This is a genomic window from Pseudomonas sp. TH07 (assembly GCF_016651285.1).
Lineage (GTDB): Bacteria > Pseudomonadota > Gammaproteobacteria > Pseudomonadales > Pseudomonadaceae > Aquipseudomonas.
This window is the reverse complement of record NZ_JAEKED010000001.1, coordinates 371,689-390,016: the sequence shown is the minus strand read 5'-3', so window position 1 is coordinate 390,016 and position 18,328 is coordinate 371,689. Positions and strand designations below refer to the sequence as shown.

Below are 18,328 nucleotides of genomic sequence, written 5' to 3'. Positions count from 1 at the left end.
AGCCTGCCTATTCGTTATAGCTAAAGGTTGTATAACCATGGTTTTTGATAAGCTCATCACGTTTCGCGCTTTTAAAGTCTTCTCGGACCATTTCACTAACCAACTCTGAAAATGTGATTTTTGGAGTCCATCCCAACTTATTTTTCGCTTTTGTCGCATCGCCGAGGAGAGTTTCAACTTCAGTAGGTCTAAAGTAGCGGGGGTCGACAGCAACAATACACTTACCAGCAGCGTCAAATCCTTTTTCATTTTCACCACTGCCTTGCCACGTAATCTGTATGCCAAGCTCTGCAGCTGCAGCATTTACGAAATCTCGTACACTATATTGAACGCCCGTTGCGATTACAAAGTCTTCTGGTTTTTCCTGTTGAAGCATTAGCCATTGCATTTCAACGTAGTCTTTAGCGTGGCCCCAATCGCGAAGGGAGTCTAAATTGCCTAAGTAAAGACACTCCTGTAGACCTAAGCTGATTCGTGCAAGTGCGCGCGTAATTTTACGTGTTACGAATGTTTCGCCGCGAATTGGACTCTCATGGTTAAATAGAATACCGTTACAGGCATATACACCATAAGCTTCACGATAGTTCACAGTGATCCAATAGGCATAGAGTTTTGCAACTGCGTATGGGCTTCGCGGATAAAAGGGAGTTGTCTCTTTTTGCGGGGTTTCTTGAACCAGGCCATACAACTCGGAGGTTGACGCTTGGTAAAAGCGAGTTTTTTTCTCTAGCCCTAATATACGAATTGCCTCGAGAATACGAAGCGCGCCTAGTGCGTCGGAGTTTGCAGTGTATTCTGGCTCCTCAAATGATACGGCGACGTGACTTTGTGCCGCCAGGTTATAAATTTCATCCGGCTGAACTTTTTGAATTATTCGCGTTAGGCTAGATGAGTCGGTCATATCTCCATGATGTAAAAAGAAAGGTAACCCGTTCTCATGCACATCATGAAAAAGATGGTCTATACGTGCAGTATTAAAAAGTGAGCTACGACGTTTAACTCCGTGAACTTCATACCCTTTACTTAAAAGTAACTCTGCAAGATAAGCACCATCTTGTCCTGTAACCCCAGTAATTAGCGCCTTTTTAATCATTTGCTCTCCCATAATTATCTTCATACCTAACTATATCGTTTTCGCCCAAGTAGCTCCCCGATTGAACTTCTATTATCTCTAGCTCAACAATTCCCGGGTTTTTTAGACGATGGACTTCCCCTATGGGAATGTAGGTGGACTGGTTTTCCGTCATGATAAAGGTTTCGTGACCTCGAGTAACCTCTGCTGTTCCTTTTACAACAATCCAGTGCTCCGCGCGATGATGGTGTTTTTGTAAAGATAATGATGCACCAGGTTTGACACCTATTCGTTTGACCTGAAAGCGTTCTCCAGAATCAATACTGTCATACCATCCCCAGGGCCGTGAAACTTTACGATGAGTAACTGCCTGAGTACATTTTTCTTTCTCAAGTTGAGCAACAATTTCTTTTACTTGTTCGACATTATCTTTATGCGTTACTAGTACAGCATCTAAAGTATCAATGATTAGAAGGTCTTGTGTTCCTAAAGCCACAACAGGGCGATGCGAGGCATGAATGTAGGTGTTCTGAGAGTCTACTGTAACACCTAGTCCGTGCACTCTATTTCCGTCTTCATCGGGAACTGTTAATTGCGATAGTGCGTTCCAACTGCCGACGTCGCTCCATTGGCCATTAAATGGTACGACGACAATATTTTTGTGCTTTTCCATTACAGCGTAGTCAATACTTTTTGACTCGCATTCATTAAATATTTCTGCATCTGGCCTAATAAAGGTTATCTCTTCAGACGCAGAATCTGTAGTAGATTTTTCAAGTGCAGCTTTACAAGTTGAGAGAATATTCGGAGCATATGCCTCTAGGGCGGCGATCAATGTGCTTGTCTTACATAGAAAAATTCCAGCATTCCAAAGTACACTGCCATTTAGCAATAATCGTTGTGCGTCAGGAAAATCTGGCTTCTCTATAAAACTATCAACATCCCAGGCTCCACTTTTTCGGAGTTTACCTTGCTGAATGTAACCGTATGCAGTTGATGGGAAACTAGGTAAAACACCAAAAGTTACAATGGCACCAGAATTTGCCTCTGTCACACCATTTAAGATCGTTCTCGAGAATGCTTGAGCGTCTGGTATGTGATGATCAGCGGGACAAAATAAAAGTAAATCGTGGCCATCACGGTCACTACATAATGCAGCCAGAGCCATCGCCGCAGCCGTGTTTTTTTGCGTGGGCTCTAATATGATTTTTCCAGAAACATTTGCTAACTCTAGGCTTTCACACACCAGAAAACGATGATCTTCAGCTGCAACTAGTATTGCTTCCTCTGAGGTGATATTCGATACTCGCTCTAATGTAAGTTGGAGTAAGCTCTTTCCCGCGATTAATGGTACAAACTGTTTTGGGAAGCTCTTTCGTGACAACGGCCATAATCTAGAGCCTGATCCGCCACAAAGTATAACTGGTGTTATAGCATCATAAGCCATTATATATTACCCGGCACATATAGTCGTAAATAACAAGTGTTGATTTTTTTTGAAGTATTTGTGGTTTTGTTTTAAAGCTATCGCCGAAAAAACTTATGTGCCCTATTTTGTATTTCTGATTTAAGGTTTACTTAAGAGCTATGCTCGTCTCAAAAGCTTCACTGCATTTCTTCCGAATGGCATTATGACTAATAGTTTAATGGTGGCGGATAGAAAAAAACTCTTTAGGTGAAAGGTTGAAGCAAGGGCCAGGTATATATTTTTATGCAGGTTTATTTTTTTGTACGGTGTAACTTCTGTAACTAGTCTATTGAAATTAGTTACTGCACGATCTCTCATGAGTAAAAAATTCTTGTAGCCTAGAAGTTTGCGATAATGCTTATCGGGAGCGGCTGTGGCATATACTTTAAGATAGTAATCTAAGACTAGAAACATATCTGAGTCTTCTGTTCTTATCTTTGATAGGTTGTAGGAAAAGCTGGAGTTAGATAGTCGATAATTAATTAACGGTTTATTGATGAAGCCGAAGTTTCCAGTCTCTAGAAGACGAAACCAAACATCTAGGTCTGACGAAGATCGAAACTGGCCGTGCCTGAATTTTTCAATCTTGAATTTAAGAGTGTTAGTTCTAAATAGCACACTAGGGCAAGTGATGATGTTTCCGTACTTATAAAGTATCTCTATAAGTTCGCTTTTTGAAAGCTCCATTTCGAGGTGTTTATTAAGAGGGCGCGGAAGCATTTTACGTTTTTTAAGTATACTTCCTGTCGAATCGATAAAGCGAGCGTGAGTGCTGACTGCGTTGGATTGCGGGTGACGATTTAAAAAATCTACTTGTTTTGAGATTATATCAGAGGCGTAGATGTCATCAGCATGAAAGATAGCACTGAACTCGCCATCAGAATGGGCTATACAGCTGTTAAAGTTTACTTCTGCTCCAGAGTTTTCTTTTCTGACGTGCAGCTCTACTGGGTATTTTGCTTCTGTGAAAGATCGAATTATAGAAACGGTATCGTCGGTTGACGCGTTGTCGAATATCTTGATAACTATATTTGGGTAGTCTTGCGCGAAAATACTAACTAATGTGTCGGCGATAGTTTTAGAGTTGTTGTAGCATGGGATGCATATACACACTTTTGGGTTAGACATATAACGTCCAATGAGCAGAAGGTAAGGCTGTCATAAGCTTGTTTTCATGCGAGTAATCAAAAGGAATTCTTTGTTATCTTTTCTTAATAGGAATGCAAGTAGTGCACTCAAAAAATATAATCCATATATGAAAACTATCGAGAGAGAAGCAAGCATGTTATCCGAGTGTGTTGAAAAAAATAAAGCACTTGGGAAAAATAGACTGAATAATATTAGAGTTGAAAAGCCTTTGATTCGGAATTTTAACCGGATGAGTTTTTTTATTTTTAGTAGCATTACGGCGGATGAAGTACCTCCCGCGATCAAGAGGACTAATGGAATTAAAACTCTATATTGGTCAGAATGGGCCGCTAGATATACGCCAATCAATACTCCTATACCTCCTATGAAGTAGGGGGTAAAAAGCACTCTAGTATTCATTTTTGAGTGTGCGGCTATAGATAATAGGTTAGAGCTCATACGAAAAAATTCAACCCATATTCCAAAGATTAGAAAGATCGAGGATTGTTTATATTGAGGACCGACAATTATTTCAACTAAATAAGCTGATAAAAAAGTTACGCAAATAGCTAGAAATAAATATATAGGTAAAATTGTATTAATCGTTTCTGTAAACGTTTTTGAAAATATTTTTTGATCTGTCATACTTTTGTATAAGACTGGATACAACCATTGCATAATTACGCTTTCGAATGAGCTTGAAATTGACATGGCTATCGACATGCCGATGCCGAAGAATCCCAAAAACTCGATGTTGATATACTGCTCAATCAAAAGTCTATAAGACTGGCCTTGTAGCCAAAGAAAAAATACACCTAACGCAAGCGGCGTTGAGAAGTAAGCCACTTCCTTGATATTCTTAATTGAAATATCTTGAATAGACTCTTTGTAGTTGAATCTATTACTGATTCGCATTATAAAAAAAATACTTGCAATAACCCCCATGACCCCTATACCTAAAACTTGTCCAGCGATCCAGAATATACCCGTCATTTTCATGCTTGTTATAGTAAGGTATGAGCAAAGCAATGCTAGTATTGAAGAGAGTGCGGTGAACACAGTAAAGGTAAGCTGCTTTCCTAGTATATTAAATAGTGGGATTACAGTTTGATTTATTGTATTGAATAAAACAAACAGGGGTACAAATATAGCGAGCATTGTTTGGTTTATAGAGCGAGCAATGCCTAAGAGGGGGAGCAGTAGTATGAAGCTTAGTGATATTAAGGTCGATAGCAGTACGTACCCCAAAAACAGAGATAATTTATTTAGAATAACTCCTGATAGATGCCACTCATGGCTCTTTCGATTAATATATTGACCAATTGGATTTATGAAGAATAGTGTAAAAAATCCTGTGAGAGTGACTATTACATAAAGGTTTCCTACCTCATCGGGGCTTAGCAGTGCGGTTGATATCTTTATACTAATTAGCAGTATTGCGACTTGAATTATTCTCCCCAGGGTGAGAGTAATAAAATCCTTATTCAATCTACCGATCATTAATAATTATCTCTGATATAACTTTTCCGAAATAATCGCTGTGAAATTTTTTTGATTTTTTTGAATTTAAGAAGTTTTCAATATTTTCCAAGTATTCTAAGAATATTTCATCGGGCATATTATTGATGACGTCATATAATTCTTCGTAGGAAGAGTAAAGTCTTTTATCGATGAAACAATTGGCCGGTATGTGGTCAGAGATGTTGTCTGCACCCCAGTATATCGGTATGCATCCCGCGAAGAAGCAGTCAAATATTTTTTCAGTAATATACCCAGGAATATCTCGAGCATTTTCATAACATATTGCAAATTTGTATTTTTCTAAAGTTTCTTTTTTTTGACTAACGACCCCTCTGTATGAGAGATGGTTTGGCGCAAGCCAGCGGGACAAAGGTTTAATGCGGTTTAGAGCTCGGATAAGTTTAGGGCCGTAAAAATAGTAACGGTCCCACCCTATTCCGTAAAAGTCGAATTGATTCGGTTTGTTTGATTCAAACCATGAAATTGCATTGAGTCGTTCGCTATAAAGCTCTAGTGGATGATTGACTTTTTTATTTCCGGCGATAAGTGTACAAAGTTTGTTTTTTTTTGTTAGGTCTTTTGATATGGTATTTGGAAAAAGATGTGAAAAATTAAATTTAAAATATCGTATGTTATCTATGAAGCTGTCATTCCATGTAAATATTTTATTGAAGTGATTATGTTTTTTTGAGTCCCAGTTGTCAGCTCTTATTACCTCGCTTTCGAAAAGCAGTAAGTAAGATATGTCTCTTCTTTTGTTGGGTAATTTAGCAGGCATCTCTGCATAAATCACAATGTCTGAATTTTCGGGTGTGTTTATATCCGAGGTTTCTAGATTATATCCGTGAAGGCTAAGCTCTTTTTTTAGAGAGGAGAAGCAGTGAAGGTAGTTGTCTCTATTTAATGAGTCGTTTGTTAGGTCAAAGATTTTATTGTTTTGATAAAGTTTCTCTACTACAAATGACGCTTGTTTCATTATGTTTCTCGCCTTTTCCTAAATAGAGATTCTATCTGGGTGTCATATATTTATAGTTGCAAATTTAATAATTGCTTTATGGCTATAGGTGTGATGTTGGAACAGCGTATCAGATGAATAGCGCCAGAATTAATATTTTATTGATGTTGGATTAGTCTTTATTTTGGTTTTGATAGTGTTTTGGTTTTCAGAAAATCTCACATATAAAACATGGCTGCTCAAGTGCTTTATGGTGTGTCAATTTAATTATGGTGTGTCAATTTAATAAGGATAATGTTTGATTCGGAGGTGTTGTGAGTTCTGAATAATATCAGACTGATTCTTAAATTTTAACTCGAGGTGAATCTTAAGAAGTTTAGATTAAATATTTGGCTCTTTCGCCCAGGATTGTCATATTATTTCCTCTTACTTGGCACATACTTTGGAGATTGGTCATCAATAGCATTTCCAAACTCTAGGCGAGGACGGCACTCTCTAGCGTCGGACATCTGTATTTCCAGTACCATTGGTAGGCGACTAGAGAAAAAATATCGTATGGCAGACGAAAATTCTTCTATATTTTTTATAGATAATGAATTGATACCATATGCCTCGCCGATATTTTTGAACTTCGAAGTGAAGCCGTCCCAGTATGTCGATGAGTTTCGGCCATTGAAGTACATTTCTTGAAACCCTCTGACCATACCTAATGAGTGATTATTCATAACTATGGTTAGAATTGGCAGCTGATCCCTAGCGATAATGTCGAGCTCTTGAATATTTAATTGAGCTCCGCCGTCTCCTGTTATGACAATAACGGGCTCGTTTTTTACGTTGGCGATGCCAATAGCTGTGGGTATTGCAAAACCCATAGCCCCCAACCCTCCAGAGTGGTGCATCGACTGCCCTTCACTTAACCTTAAGGTATGTGCAGCCCACATTTGATTATTGCCAACATCTACGGCGTAGGCCAGTTTGTGGAGTCGCGTAAACTCATTTAGAAAGCAAAAAATGGAAAATGGGCTTATGCTCCATTCGGTGTACTCATCGACAAAAGTACTAATGAGAAATTTGTTAAGATGTTGCTGCCATTCTTGCCATTCAATTTGAGGCTTGAAATTTTCTTTGTTGAACCAAGAAAAAAAAGAATTGAGCTGGCCGTGGTAAGAGTGATGGTTATTAACTCGATTGTTTAGTTGGGCTCCGTCGATATCAATTTGAATTATTTCGGCGTTTCGCGCAAAGTCTTCAACTTTTGCTCCGGTTTGTCTGACATCCATCCGGCTTCCGAGGACGATAAGAAGGTCGCAATTTTGTACTGCACGGTTAGCTGCGCGTGTTCCATAAGCTCCAAGCATTCCCATATAGTATTTGCTAGAGGGAGTTTTTTCGGCTCCCTTTAAGCTCGCTACATGAGGAATACCCAGTTTTTGGATGGTATTTATAAATTTAGGAAACTCGCCTTCATTAACAGCTCCACCTCCTATAAGTATTAGCGGAGCTTGAGATTTTTTGAGTTTGCTCGTTATGTTGGTGTAATCCAATAGTTCATTTTTCAGCTCTGAACTGATATCAGGTATAAGTATATGATTCAAACATGATTCTTTTATTTCCGCACGCTGGATGTCCATTGGGATATCCAGAAGCACTGGCCCTGGGCGGCCTTCTTTTGCGATATTAATAGCTTTTTGTAGGCAAGGAATCAGTTCGTCTACATGTCTTATTTGATATGCATATTTTGTAATGCTTTTCACCAAGGCTACACTGTCTAACTCTTGGAAGCCTTGCTGACGTATCGCCTTATCGCCTTTTAATTCAAGCGTATTTACTTGTCCTGTTATAAAAATACATGGATGGCTGTCTAGCCAGCAATCAGCAATACCTGTAATTAAGTTTGTTGCGCCAGGTCCACTAGTTCCGAGCGCGATACCCAGCGTTGCGTGGTTAGTAACCCGCGAAACAGCGGATGCAGCAAATGCTGCACCTTGTTCATGATGCATTGAGACTAACTTTGTCTTGCCCAGTACATTAATGCTATCTACTAGGTGAGTAATCATTCCTCCAATTAGCTCGAACCCGTATAGGACGTTGTTTTCTGCAAGAACTTTCGCAACTGCATCGGACGCTTTCATATTTAGAAGCCAATCCCAAAAAACTCTTCAAGTTTTTCGCCTACAAAATCAAAATGCTCTTGTCCCAGGGCCGGCTGTACGCCAAGCCAAAAAGTCTGGTTCATGGTCCGATCGGTGTTGGTGAGTTCACCGACCACGCGGTACTCGATATCCTTGAAATACGGCTGGCGTGTCAGGTTGCCGGCGAACAAAAGACGCGTACCAATCTTGTTCTGATCCAGGTACTTGAGCAAATCGACCCGATTGACTCCACTGCTTTCCTTGAGTGTTACCGGAAAACCGAACCAGGAAGGATCACTGTTCGGCGTAGCCTCCGCGATTTCCAGAAACTCCGACAGGCTGGCGAGACGCTCTTTAAGCAAGCTGAAGTTGCGCTTGCGAGTATCAATGAAGTCCTGGGCACGTTCCAGTTGTGCGAGTCCACAGGCGGCTTGCATATCCGTGATTTTCAGGTTGTAGCCCAGATGGGCGTACACGTACTTGTGGTCGTAGCCTTGAGGTAGGCTGCCATATTGCTGGCCGAAACGATCACCGCAGGTATTGTCACAACCTGGCGCACAATAGCAATCACGTCCCCAGTCGCGGAACGATTCGGCAATCACTTTCAACTGAGGGTTGTTGGTAAATACAGCCCCGCCTTCGCCCATGGTGATGTGGTGGGCCGGGTAAAAACTGAGCGTGGCAATATCACCAAAGGTACCCACTAGTTTTCCGTCGTAGGTAGCACCCAGCGCGTCACAGCAATCCTCTACCAGCCACAGGTTGTACTTCTCGCACAGTGCCTTGACCTTGCCCAAATTGAAAGGGTTGCCCAAGGTATGGGCGAGCATGATGGCTTTCGTTTTAGGCGTGATAGCTGCTTCGATCAGATCGGCGTTGATATTATGAGTGCTCATATCGACGTCGACAAATACCGGAATCGCCCCGAACTGGACGATGGGGTTAACGGTGGTTGGAAAACCTGCCGCCACCCCAATCACTTCATCGCCTTTCTTGATCGCTCGCTCTCCCAGTTTGGGCGAGGTCAAAGTGCTGAAGGCAACCAAATTGGCGGAGGAGCCCGAGTTTACGGAAAGCAGATATTTGACACCAAGAAACTCGGCCAGCTTCTTCTCAAATTCAGCGTTGAACCGGCCTGTGGTAAGCCAGCCATCCAGGGACGCTTCAACCATCAGCTGCAGCTCTCGCGCACCGATAACTTTGCCAGAGGGCGGGATTACACTTTCACCGGGCACAAAAGGTTTGCTTGCCAACGCAACTTGGGCGTACTGCTCAACGAGCTTGCTGATTTCCTGGCGGAGCATATCGGGGGTCATGAACGTTCCTGCTTGTAGAATTTGATTAGTGACTGGTTTCACACATGGCGGCCATGTATGCATTTATTTCTTCCAGGCAATGAGCCTGGATATCAGCGCCGCTCAACCAGGCTCGATGCCATTTGATGATTCGGGAAAGAGTAATTTCCAGATTCCAGGTCGGGCTCCACTGCAAGCGAGCCCGGGCCTTGGAGATATCCAACTTGAGGTAGTTGGCTTCATGTACTTGTTCGGCTTGCTCAAGCCGCCAGTCGGCCCCCGAACCCCAGGTTTCGACCATATGATTGAGAATCCACTCGACCGGCCGGGCATCTTCGTCTTTAGGGCCAAAATTCCACCCTTGGGCGCACTCATGTCCTTGGTTCCATAGCCGCTCAGCCAGAACCAGATAGCCACTCAGTGGTTCCAGTACGTGCTGCCATGGACGTGTGGCTTGTGGGTTACGCACGATAACCGGTTGGCCTTTCTCGAAGGCTCGTAGAATATCCGGTATCAGTCGATCTTCAGCCCAATCTCCGCCGCCAATGACATTCCCAGCGCGTCCAGATGCCAGAGCGGGTGTTTGTGGTGTGTTGAAAAAAGAGCTCCGGTAAGTAGATGTCACCAACTCTACACAGCCTTTGCTATTGCTGTATGGGTCGTGGCCGCCCATGGGTTCGTCCTCCCGATATCCCCATTCCCACTCCCGGTTTTCATAGCACTTGTCGGTAGTGACATTGACGATCGCACGAAGGTTTGGGCAGCCCCGCGCTGCTTCCAAGACGTGAACGGTACCCATGACATTGGTGGCATAGGTTTCCACCGGTTCGCGATAGGACAAACGAACCAGCGGTTGCGCTGCCATATGTATCAGCACATCAGGGTTGAAGCGGGTCATAGCTTGGGTAATGACTTGCAAATCGCGGATGTCGCCGATCACCGAATGCATGCCATCGCCGACTCGAGCCTCATTAAATAGCGCTGGAGTTGTCGGTGGTGTCAATGCAAAGCCCTGCACCTGTGCACCCATGGTCTGCAGCCAAAGGGCCAGCCAGCTGCCTTTGAAGCCGGTATGGCCGGTCAGGAAAACTTTTTTGCCTTGCCAGAAGGCAGGGGTAACAGTCGACTTCATGTTCAGTCCCAACTTTTCCAGGGTGCTTTACCCGACTGCCATAACTCTTCCAGCAGATGTTTGTCGCGAAGGGTATCCATGGGTTGCCAGAAGCCCGGATGCTCGTAAGCCATCAACTCGCCTTCAGCGGCAAGGTTCATCAGGGGCTCTTGCTCCCACGTTGTACTGTCGTCTACCAGATAGTCCAATACCTTGGGCGTCAGAACAAAAAAGCCACCATTGATCATGGCTCCATCGCCTTTCGGTTTTTCCTTAAAGTTTAAAACTTGACCTTGCTGAATATCCAATGCCCCAAAACGGCCAGGTGGAAATGTTGCAGTTAAGGTGGCAGCCTTGCCGTGCTTTTTGTGAAACTCGATGGATGCGCCAATATCTATATCGCTCACACCATCGCCATAAGTGAAGCAAAACGCCTCTTCATGCTTTACGTAGTCGGCCACTCGACGCAGGCGCCCTCCAGTCATTGAGTTATCGCCCGTATCTACCAGTGTTACATTCCATGGTTCGGCGCGCTTGTCGTGTACTTCCATAGCGTTATCACGCATATTGAACGTGATGTCCGACATATGCAGGAAGTAGTTGGCAAAGTATTCTTTGATCACATAGCCCTTGTAACCACAGCAAATGATGAAGTCATTTATTCCATGAGCTGAGTACATCTTCATGATGTGCCAGAGAATCGGTTTACCACCAATCTCCACCATGGGCTTTGGACGGACACTGGTTTCTTCACTTAAACGAGTACCCAGGCCACCGGCCAAAATAACTGCTTTCATGGTTTCTCCGGATTAATTCGAGCTTACAAAGGCGTCGGAATAGAATTTTTTTGCGGGTAAACCCGCAGATATTAATGAATCATGGGCCGATTTAATCATTGCCTCGGAGCCGCAGGCATAGACCACGGTATCTGCTAAATCAATTGCATCGGTAATCAGCGCATGATGCACATAGCCTGTTCTGCCGGTCCATTGGCTAGCGGCACGAGACAGGACGGGGGTAAACGTCAGGTCGACTCCCGTGACTTTGGGATGCCAATACAAGTCCGATACGGTACGTCCCCCCCAGTAGACGTGGATATGTTTACCAGCTGCTTTTTCTGGTGCTCGAGACAGTGCTTCCAGAATCGCCTTGACGGGGGCAATACCTGTTCCTGTAGCCAGGAAAACGATATGTGACGCGGAAGAGTCACGTAGGCAGAAGGTGCCCAAGGGCCCCTCCAGGCGTAGGAGATCATTTGCCTTGGCTTCACCGAACCAGTACTGGCTTAAGACTCCGTCGGGCACTTGCCTGATAAATAACTCGAGCTTTCCGTCCTCGCGAGGAGTATTGGCTATCGAGTAGCTGCGCCGTACAGTGTTCTTGCCAATTATATCTATGTATTGTCCAGCCAGATAAACCAGCGCGCTATTCGGTGGCGTGCGCAATGTTACATGCACGACGTCATCGGCAACTCGCTCGATAGAGTCCAGCCGACAGGGTATAGTCTTGGTACGAATATCAGCCAAGAGCCCGAAGTCTTCGATATCGAGTTCGACATCAGTCAATGCACCTTGACAACAGGTCAATATATAGCCTGCTTCCGACTCCGATGCGATGAGTGCTAATTCCTCCTGAAGCTTTTCGGTTTTACCCTTTAAAAGCTTGGCCTTGCATACGCCACAGCGACCTGTTCGGCAGCTGTACTCCAGTACAATATTTTGAGACTTTGCACTATCGAGCAGGCTCTTATCCTGCTCTGCGGTAAAAGTCTTATGATTGGATAAAGTCACAATGGACATGCTTTATTTATCGCTCTTAGGTATAGCGTTTTGGCCTCTGTATTTATTCAGTAGGCCAAGTGGAATGCTGATTGATGCGCCGAGAGTTATGCTCAGTGCCAGACTTGCGTCTTTCTCAATTTGAAGAACTGGCCTGTGAAAAACTCTATCTGGAAAGATACTTGAGTCTTATGTCGATACTCATGAATCGGCGCATCTTCATCCTGCAGAACTCAAGCCCGCTAAAGACTGACAGCTTCTGAGGTGTAGTATCAAAATTTAGACACGCTACCGCCCCAGGATTTTCCGCCCTATCCTGAAAGCGATTCTCGTTTATCCTCTGCGACGCCTTACACCGCAGATTCGAGAGGGCAGCGATAACCCTAGGTGAAACTAAATGTCATCCCCAAGGGCTTACATCTTGCTAATGCTGCTCAGTGGCAGCTCAATACGTTGCTGTTGATTGAGGAGGGTGAGCAGCAGGATCACTCGTTCCTCACCGACCTTGCTCTCGAATATGGCTTCCAGATCGACGAAGCAACCTTCACGGATTCGAACTTTTTCTCCAGCTTGCAGCGACGATGGCTTCATGGGCGATGTTCGTAGTTTCAACGCATCTATCAGGCTTCCTGCAACCGCGAGCGGGTGACCGTTGAAGGCTACCAACCTGCTCACTCCACGTGTCGAGCGCAGCGGTGCCCAGTTTGCACCATCCTCGAGTGCGATAAACAAATAGCCCGGAAACAACGACTCCACGACGGTTTGCCTACGCCCTTGTGAGACGCGTTCGACACTGTGTTGCGGACGGTAGCATTGGTAACCTTGGTGCCGTAGGTTTTCTTCAGCGCGTGCGTCCTGTCGTGACTTGCACTGCACCAGATACCAAGGTACGGCGCTGTCTTTTAGATTCGTGGCCATAACCTTAGTGATTTCCATGCGCGCGATGCCATTTTGCCATCTGCGTGTTCACTTTCATTCTTAATGCTTGCTGCCGCTCACCGCTAAGCGTCCGTCTTGGAGTCCAACAGGTCGATTGAGCAGTGCTATTTCTATGACTCTGCATTGTAACCTGCGAGGAAGTCATCCGCACTTATTGGGCTGTGAGCTTTTAGCTAGTATGCCTAGCTTGGGCCCTTGGAAACTGATGTGACAGGGCCGGCATGGTAGTCATCTTGGGCCCAATTTTGTAGCGCTTTTCGCCCAGAGGGCGGGAGGGCGGGGTAAGGTTACTGGGAGTATGAGAGATGCCCCTAACGGCGTCTGGCCGGTACGGCTCTTATCCACTGGGTCGAGAAGTGTGGTGAGCCTGGTGATTGAATGAGGGACAACTTAACGAAGCATCAGATTCCATGCTTCCAGCTCCTAGAAAGCCCCCTGAAGATGAACATTCAGATCGATTATGTTGTGGTTGGCGGCATTCCTTGATGTTGGTTATTGGAGATGTGTGTCGAGGGCCGCCTTTGTTTTGGGTGTGTCGACCTCGCTTGCGGCTTCCGGTATTTGGAATCGCTAGGTTAGCCGTGATGCCCTCGTTAGAATTTTTCTGGCCTGCTCCTGTCGAGAAAAACTGTCAGGAGACGCCCTATCATTGTCTGCGCTTTATTAATAAGCCCAGAACCCGCCCTCAGGATCAATTATGACCCCTGCCCACCCCACCCTAATCCGCGAAACCTTCCCCGTCGGCCCGTTGCAGTGCAACTGCACGATCATTGGCGATCCGATCACGAAAAAGCGATCGTCGTCGATCCGGGCGGCAATCATGAGCTGATTCTGGCGCGGCTCGATGCCTTGGGTCTCAAGGTGGTGAGCATCATCCATACCCATGCTCACCTGGATCATTTCCTGGCCTCGGGGCAGTTGAAGGAAAAGACCGGCGCGACCCTGCATCTCCACAAGGAGGACCAGTTCCTCTGGGACAACCTGGAGATGCAATGCAGCATGTTTGGCGTGCCTTACACGCCCGTGCCGGCGCCGGATCGCTGGCTGGCCGATGATGAGGAGCTGGCCTGTGGCTGTGGCGTTGCGCTGCACACGCCGGGGCATACGCCAGGTTCCATGAGCTTTTGGTTTTCTGAGGCTAAGCTGTTGATTGCCGGTGACACCCTGTTCAAGCGTGGGGTCGGGCGTACGGACTTATGGGGCGGCGATCAGGCCACCATCGTGCGTTCGATCAAGCAGCGCCTGTACACCCTCGATGAAGAGGCGACGGTGGTGACCGGGCATGGTCCAGACACCCGCCTGGGCGATGAGATGCGTGAAAATCCCTTTGTTCGGGCCTGATGTTTTGCAGGGGTGTTGATGGAATTTTTGCCATTTGTCGCGTTCCAACGCCAGCAAAGGTCCATTGCCAACGTCCGCTGCACCACAGAATGCAAAAAGTAGGAGCTTTCCATGTTCACCTCGCGTCGTTTAATTATTGCCGCTACCGCTGTGGCCTTGTTGTCTGGCTGTGCTTCGCCTAATCCGTATGACAACCAGGGGCAGGCCGACGGTTCCACGGGCATGAGCAAGACTGCGAAATACGGCGGTCTCGGTGCCTTGGCCGGCGCCTTGGCCGGTGCCGCCATCGATCACAATAACCGTGGCAAGGGCGCGCTGATTGGTGCCGCTGTAGTGGGGGCTTCCGCCGCCGGTTATGGCTACTACGCCGACCAGCAGGAAAAGAAACTGCGCGCCAGCATGGCCAATACGGGGGTTGAAGTGCAGCGCCAGGGTGATCAGATCAAGCTGATCATGCCGGGCAACATTACCTTCGCCACCGATTCGGCGAACATCGCCCCCAGCTTCTATCAGCCGCTGAACAACCTGGCCAACTCGCTGCGTGAGTTCAACCAGAATCAGATCGAGATTGTCGGCTACACCGACAGCACCGGCAGCCGTCAGCACAACATGGATCTGTCTCAGCGTCGTGCACAGAGCGTAGCGACCTACCTGACCTCGCAAGGTGTCAGCGGTGCCAACCTGTCGGCGCGCGGTGCCGGCCCCGACAACCCGATTGCCAGCAACGCCGATGTCAACGGTCGCGCGCAGAACCGTCGAGTCGAGGTCAACCTCAAGGCGATTCCTGGCCAGCAGTATCAGCAGCCGGGCCAGCAAGGGCAGCAATACCAGCAGTACTGAGTGCGCGCTTGAGTACCGGCGAGGCATAAAAAAGCCCGCCCGTTCCATTGAGGAGCGGGCGGGCTTTTTAGTGTCCGAGTCTTACTTTCTCAGACCGTAATGCTCATCGAGCATGCCGGGGGCATTGGGTGTTTTTGGGGCGTAGTCGCGCGGTGGTTCCTGGTCGCGCGGAGGTGTCAGGCGCTCCCGTGGAGCCTGTACCGAGTCGGAGTGCAGAGCGGCCAGCAGGCGTTGGCGAGTCAGTTCGTCCAGGGCCAGGCGGTTGGCACCCTCGGCGAGATGGTCTTGCACTTCCTGATAGCTCTGAGTGAGCTTTTTCACCAGGGTTGCGGTGCTGTTGAAGTGGGTGACCACTTCGTTCTGATAATTGTCAAAACGTTCCTGAATATCATCCAGCTGACGTTGCGTGCGGTTAGGCGCGGCATTCGGCAGCAGGCGAGCGACCAGAAATCCAATGGCGACACCGGCAACCAGGGCAAGAGTCGGCAACAACCAAACTAAGAGCGAGTGTTCCACGAGTCCTTCCTCTATAAACGGCTTTGCTTTACGTTAACGGCTCGAACCTGCGCTGTATACCGCGATTCACTCGCAATAGATTGGCACAGACAATTTGCTAGACGAGTCGACCCCCTTCGAGGTCACGGAGTTCCTTCCTTGCTAATGCGTGAAACCCCTGTAGTGATTGATGGCCCTGTCGGCCAACTGGAAGCCCTGTATCTGGATGTGCCCGATGCCCGTGGCGTGGCGCTGATCTGTCACCCCAACCCGGTACAGGGCGGCACCATGCTCAATAAGGTGGTGTCGACGTTACAGCGCACCGCACGCGATGCCGGGTTGATTACCTTGCGTTTCAACTATCGGGGAGTGGGTGCAAGCGCAGGCACCCATGACATGGGCACTGGTGAAGTTGACGACGCCCAGGCCGCAGCCCAGTGGTTGCGGGCCAAGCACCCCGAGCTGCCGATGACGCTGCTCGGCTTCTCCTTCGGCGGTTTTGTCGCGGCCAGCCTCGGCGGCCGCCTGGAAGCCGGTGGTGAGCAGCTCAAGCACCTGTTCATGGTGGCCGCTGCGGTTATGCGCCTGAGCGATGCCGACCAGTTGCCCCAAGGCTGCCCACTGACCCTTATCCAGCCGGAAACCGACGAAGTCATCGACCCGCAAACCGTCTATGACTGGTCCGCCGCGCTCAAGCGCCCCCATGAGCTGCTGAAAGTGGCAGAATGCGGACACTTTTTTCATGGCAAGCTCACCGATCTGAAAGATCTGGTGCTGCCGCGTCTCTCGAATTGATAGCTGTCTGATAAGCGATTACCCATGACTACTCGTACGCGCATCCTTACCGGCATCACCACCACCGGCACGCCGCACCTGGGCAACTACGCAGGTGCCATCCGTCCGGCGATCCTTGCCAGCCGCGACAGCAATGCCGATTCGTTCTACTTCCTGGCCGACTACCACGCCCTGATCAAGTGCGATGACCCGCTGCGCATCCAGCGCTCGCGCCTGGAAATCGCCGCGACCTGGCTGGCCGGTGGCCTGGATGTGGAGCGCGTGACCTTTTATCGCCAGTCGGACATCCCGGAAATCCCCGAGCTGACCTGGCTGCTGACCTGCGTTGCGGCCAAGGGCCTGCTCAACCGTGCGCATGCCTACAAGGCGTCGGTGGACAAGAATGTCGAGTCCGGTGAAGACCCGGATGCCGGTATCACCATGGGCCTCTACAGCTACCCAGTGCTGATGGCGGCGGACATCCTGATGTTCAATGCGCACAAAGTGCCGGTGGGTCGCGATCAGATTCAGCACGTGGAAATGGCCCGCGACATCGGCCAGCGCTTCAACCATCTGTTCGGACAGGGCAAAGAATTTTTCACCATGCCCGAGGCGCTGATTGAAGAAAGTGTCGCCACCTTGCCCGGCCTCGACGGTCGCAAGATGTCCAAGAGCTATGACAACACCATCCCGTTGTTCACCAGCGCCAAGGACATGAAGGACGCCATCTCGCGCATCGTCACCGACTCCCGCGCCCCGGGCGAAGCCAAGGATCCGGACAACTCGCACCTGTTCACGTTGTTCCAGGCCTTCGCCACGCCCGCACAGGCGGACGAATTCCGTGGCGAGCTGCTGCAGGGCCTGGGTTGGGGTGAAGCCAAGAACCGTCTGTTCCAATTGCTGGACGGCGAGCTGGGTGAGGCTCGCGAGCGCTATCACCAGTTGGTCGAGCGCCCGTCGGACCTGGAAGACATCCTGCAAGTCGGCGCCAGGAAAGCCCGCGCCGTGGCCACGCCGTTCCTGAACGAGTTGCGTGAAGCCGTCGGCCTGCGTTCCTTTGTAAACCAGGTACAAGTCGCTGCAACCGGTAAGAAAAAAGCCGCCAAGGCCGCGAGATTCGTCAGCTTCCGTGAAGACGACGGTAGCTTCCGCTTCCGCCTGCTGGCGGCGGACGGTGAGCAGTTGCTGCTGTCGCGCAACTTTGCCGATGGCAAGGCCGCAGGCGCTGCGACCAAGCAGTTGCAGTCGGGCCAGGCACTGGATGTGCGCAGCGATGCGCTGAGCTTCAGCCTGTGGCTAGGCGACGAACATGTTGCCGACAGCCCGGCTTTTGCCGATGTGGGCGCGCGTGATGCGGCCATCGCGGAACTGCGGATTGCTCTGACCCCCGTGCAGGACTAATCGGAATCTTCCCGACCAAGGGCTGATTGCCATTCCCCAGGGCCGTCGCTACAGTGACGGCCCGTTTTTGTTGCCTTG

The 18,328-nt window shown here is 48.0% G+C and carries 15 protein-coding genes and 1 pseudogene; 4 read left to right on the top strand and 12 right to left on the bottom strand.

Features of this window, described 5'->3' with window-relative positions; translation table 11 throughout:
• Positions 1-7 precede the first annotated feature (7 nt).
• From gmd to rfaH, 11 genes are all read right to left on the bottom strand, one after another.
• Positions 8-1,093 (bottom strand): GDP-mannose 4,6-dehydratase, encoded by a 1,086-nt coding sequence (gmd, locus tag JFU57_RS01880; RefSeq protein ID WP_201132069.1) that lies wholly within the window; start codon positions 1,091-1,093, stop codon positions 8-10.
• Positions 1,086-2,519, bottom strand: a complete 1,434-nt coding sequence (locus JFU57_RS01875) for a mannose-1-phosphate guanylyltransferase/mannose-6-phosphate isomerase (protein WP_201127854.1) — start codon at positions 2,517-2,519, stop codon at positions 1,086-1,088. The genes gmd and JFU57_RS01875 overlap by 8 nt, the downstream gene beginning before the upstream one ends.
• Positions 2,520-2,657: 138 nt before the next feature.
• Positions 2,658-3,668 (bottom strand): glycosyltransferase family 2 protein, encoded by a 1,011-nt coding sequence (locus JFU57_RS01870; RefSeq protein ID WP_201127852.1) that lies wholly within the window; start codon positions 3,666-3,668, stop codon positions 2,658-2,660.
• A 30-nt stretch (positions 3,669-3,698) separates the two neighbouring features.
• Positions 3,699-5,156, bottom strand: a complete 1,458-nt coding sequence (locus JFU57_RS01865) for a lipopolysaccharide biosynthesis protein (protein ID WP_201127848.1) — start codon at positions 5,154-5,156, stop codon at positions 3,699-3,701.
• 1 nt (position 5,157) lies between these two features.
• Entirely contained in the window at positions 5,158-6,165 is a 1,008-nt protein-coding gene (locus JFU57_RS01860) for a glycosyltransferase family 10 domain-containing protein (RefSeq protein WP_201127846.1), read from the bottom strand.
• 395 nt (positions 6,166-6,560) lie between these two features.
• A complete protein-coding gene (locus JFU57_RS01855) occupies positions 6,561-8,276 on the bottom strand; it encodes a thiamine pyrophosphate-binding protein (protein ID WP_201127844.1) in 1,716 nt (571 codons plus the stop codon).
• A 2-nt stretch (positions 8,277-8,278) separates the two neighbouring features.
• The gene (gene rfbH, locus JFU57_RS01850; protein WP_201127842.1) at positions 8,279-9,592 is read right to left on the bottom strand and encodes a lipopolysaccharide biosynthesis protein RfbH; all 1,314 of its coding nucleotides are present in this window, start codon (positions 9,590-9,592) and stop codon (positions 8,279-8,281) included.
• 25 nt (positions 9,593-9,617) lie between these two features.
• The gene (rfbG, locus tag JFU57_RS01845) at positions 9,618-10,703 is read right to left on the bottom strand and encodes a CDP-glucose 4,6-dehydratase (RefSeq protein ID WP_201127840.1); all 1,086 of its coding nucleotides are present in this window, start codon (positions 10,701-10,703) and stop codon (positions 9,618-9,620) included.
• A 2-nt stretch (positions 10,704-10,705) separates the two neighbouring features.
• A complete protein-coding gene (rfbF, locus tag JFU57_RS01840; protein WP_201127838.1) occupies positions 10,706-11,479 on the bottom strand; it encodes a glucose-1-phosphate cytidylyltransferase in 774 nt (257 codons plus the stop codon).
• Between the two features lie 12 nt (positions 11,480-11,491).
• On the bottom strand, positions 11,492-12,481 hold the full coding sequence (locus tag JFU57_RS01835; protein WP_201127830.1) for an FAD-binding oxidoreductase: 990 nt from the start codon (positions 12,479-12,481) through the stop codon (positions 11,492-11,494).
• 393 nt (positions 12,482-12,874) lie between these two features.
• The gene (rfaH, locus tag JFU57_RS01830) at positions 12,875-13,396 is read right to left on the bottom strand and encodes a transcription/translation regulatory transformer protein RfaH (protein ID WP_242487573.1); all 522 of its coding nucleotides are present in this window, start codon (positions 13,394-13,396) and stop codon (positions 12,875-12,877) included.
• Between the two features lie 700 nt (positions 13,397-14,096).
• Here rfaH and JFU57_RS01825 point away from each other — a divergent pair.
• Both JFU57_RS01825 and JFU57_RS01820 read left to right on the top strand, forming a co-directional pair.
• Positions 14,097-14,740 (top strand): annotated as a pseudogene (locus tag JFU57_RS01825) (MBL fold metallo-hydrolase).
• A 111-nt stretch (positions 14,741-14,851) separates the two neighbouring features.
• A complete protein-coding gene (locus JFU57_RS01820; RefSeq protein WP_078472409.1) occupies positions 14,852-15,580 on the top strand; it encodes an OmpA family protein in 729 nt (242 codons plus the stop codon).
• 81 nt (positions 15,581-15,661) lie between these two features.
• Here the strand turns inward: JFU57_RS01820 and JFU57_RS01815 are convergent, their stop codons facing one another.
• Positions 15,662-16,096: a YhcB family protein gene (locus JFU57_RS01815; RefSeq protein WP_020297572.1), complete on the bottom strand. Its 435-nt coding sequence runs from the start codon at positions 16,094-16,096 to the stop codon at positions 15,662-15,664.
• A gap of 144 nt (positions 16,097-16,240) precedes the next feature.
• Here JFU57_RS01815 and JFU57_RS01810 point away from each other — a divergent pair, with 144 nt between their 5' ends.
• Positions 16,241-16,870 (top strand): alpha/beta hydrolase, encoded by a 630-nt coding sequence (locus JFU57_RS01810; RefSeq protein WP_201132067.1) that lies wholly within the window; start codon positions 16,241-16,243, stop codon positions 16,868-16,870.
• 24 nt (positions 16,871-16,894) lie between these two features.
• The gene (locus JFU57_RS01805; protein WP_201127828.1) at positions 16,895-18,250 is read left to right on the top strand and encodes a tryptophan--tRNA ligase; all 1,356 of its coding nucleotides are present in this window, start codon (positions 16,895-16,897) and stop codon (positions 18,248-18,250) included.
• Positions 18,251-18,328: the final 78 nt, after the last annotated feature.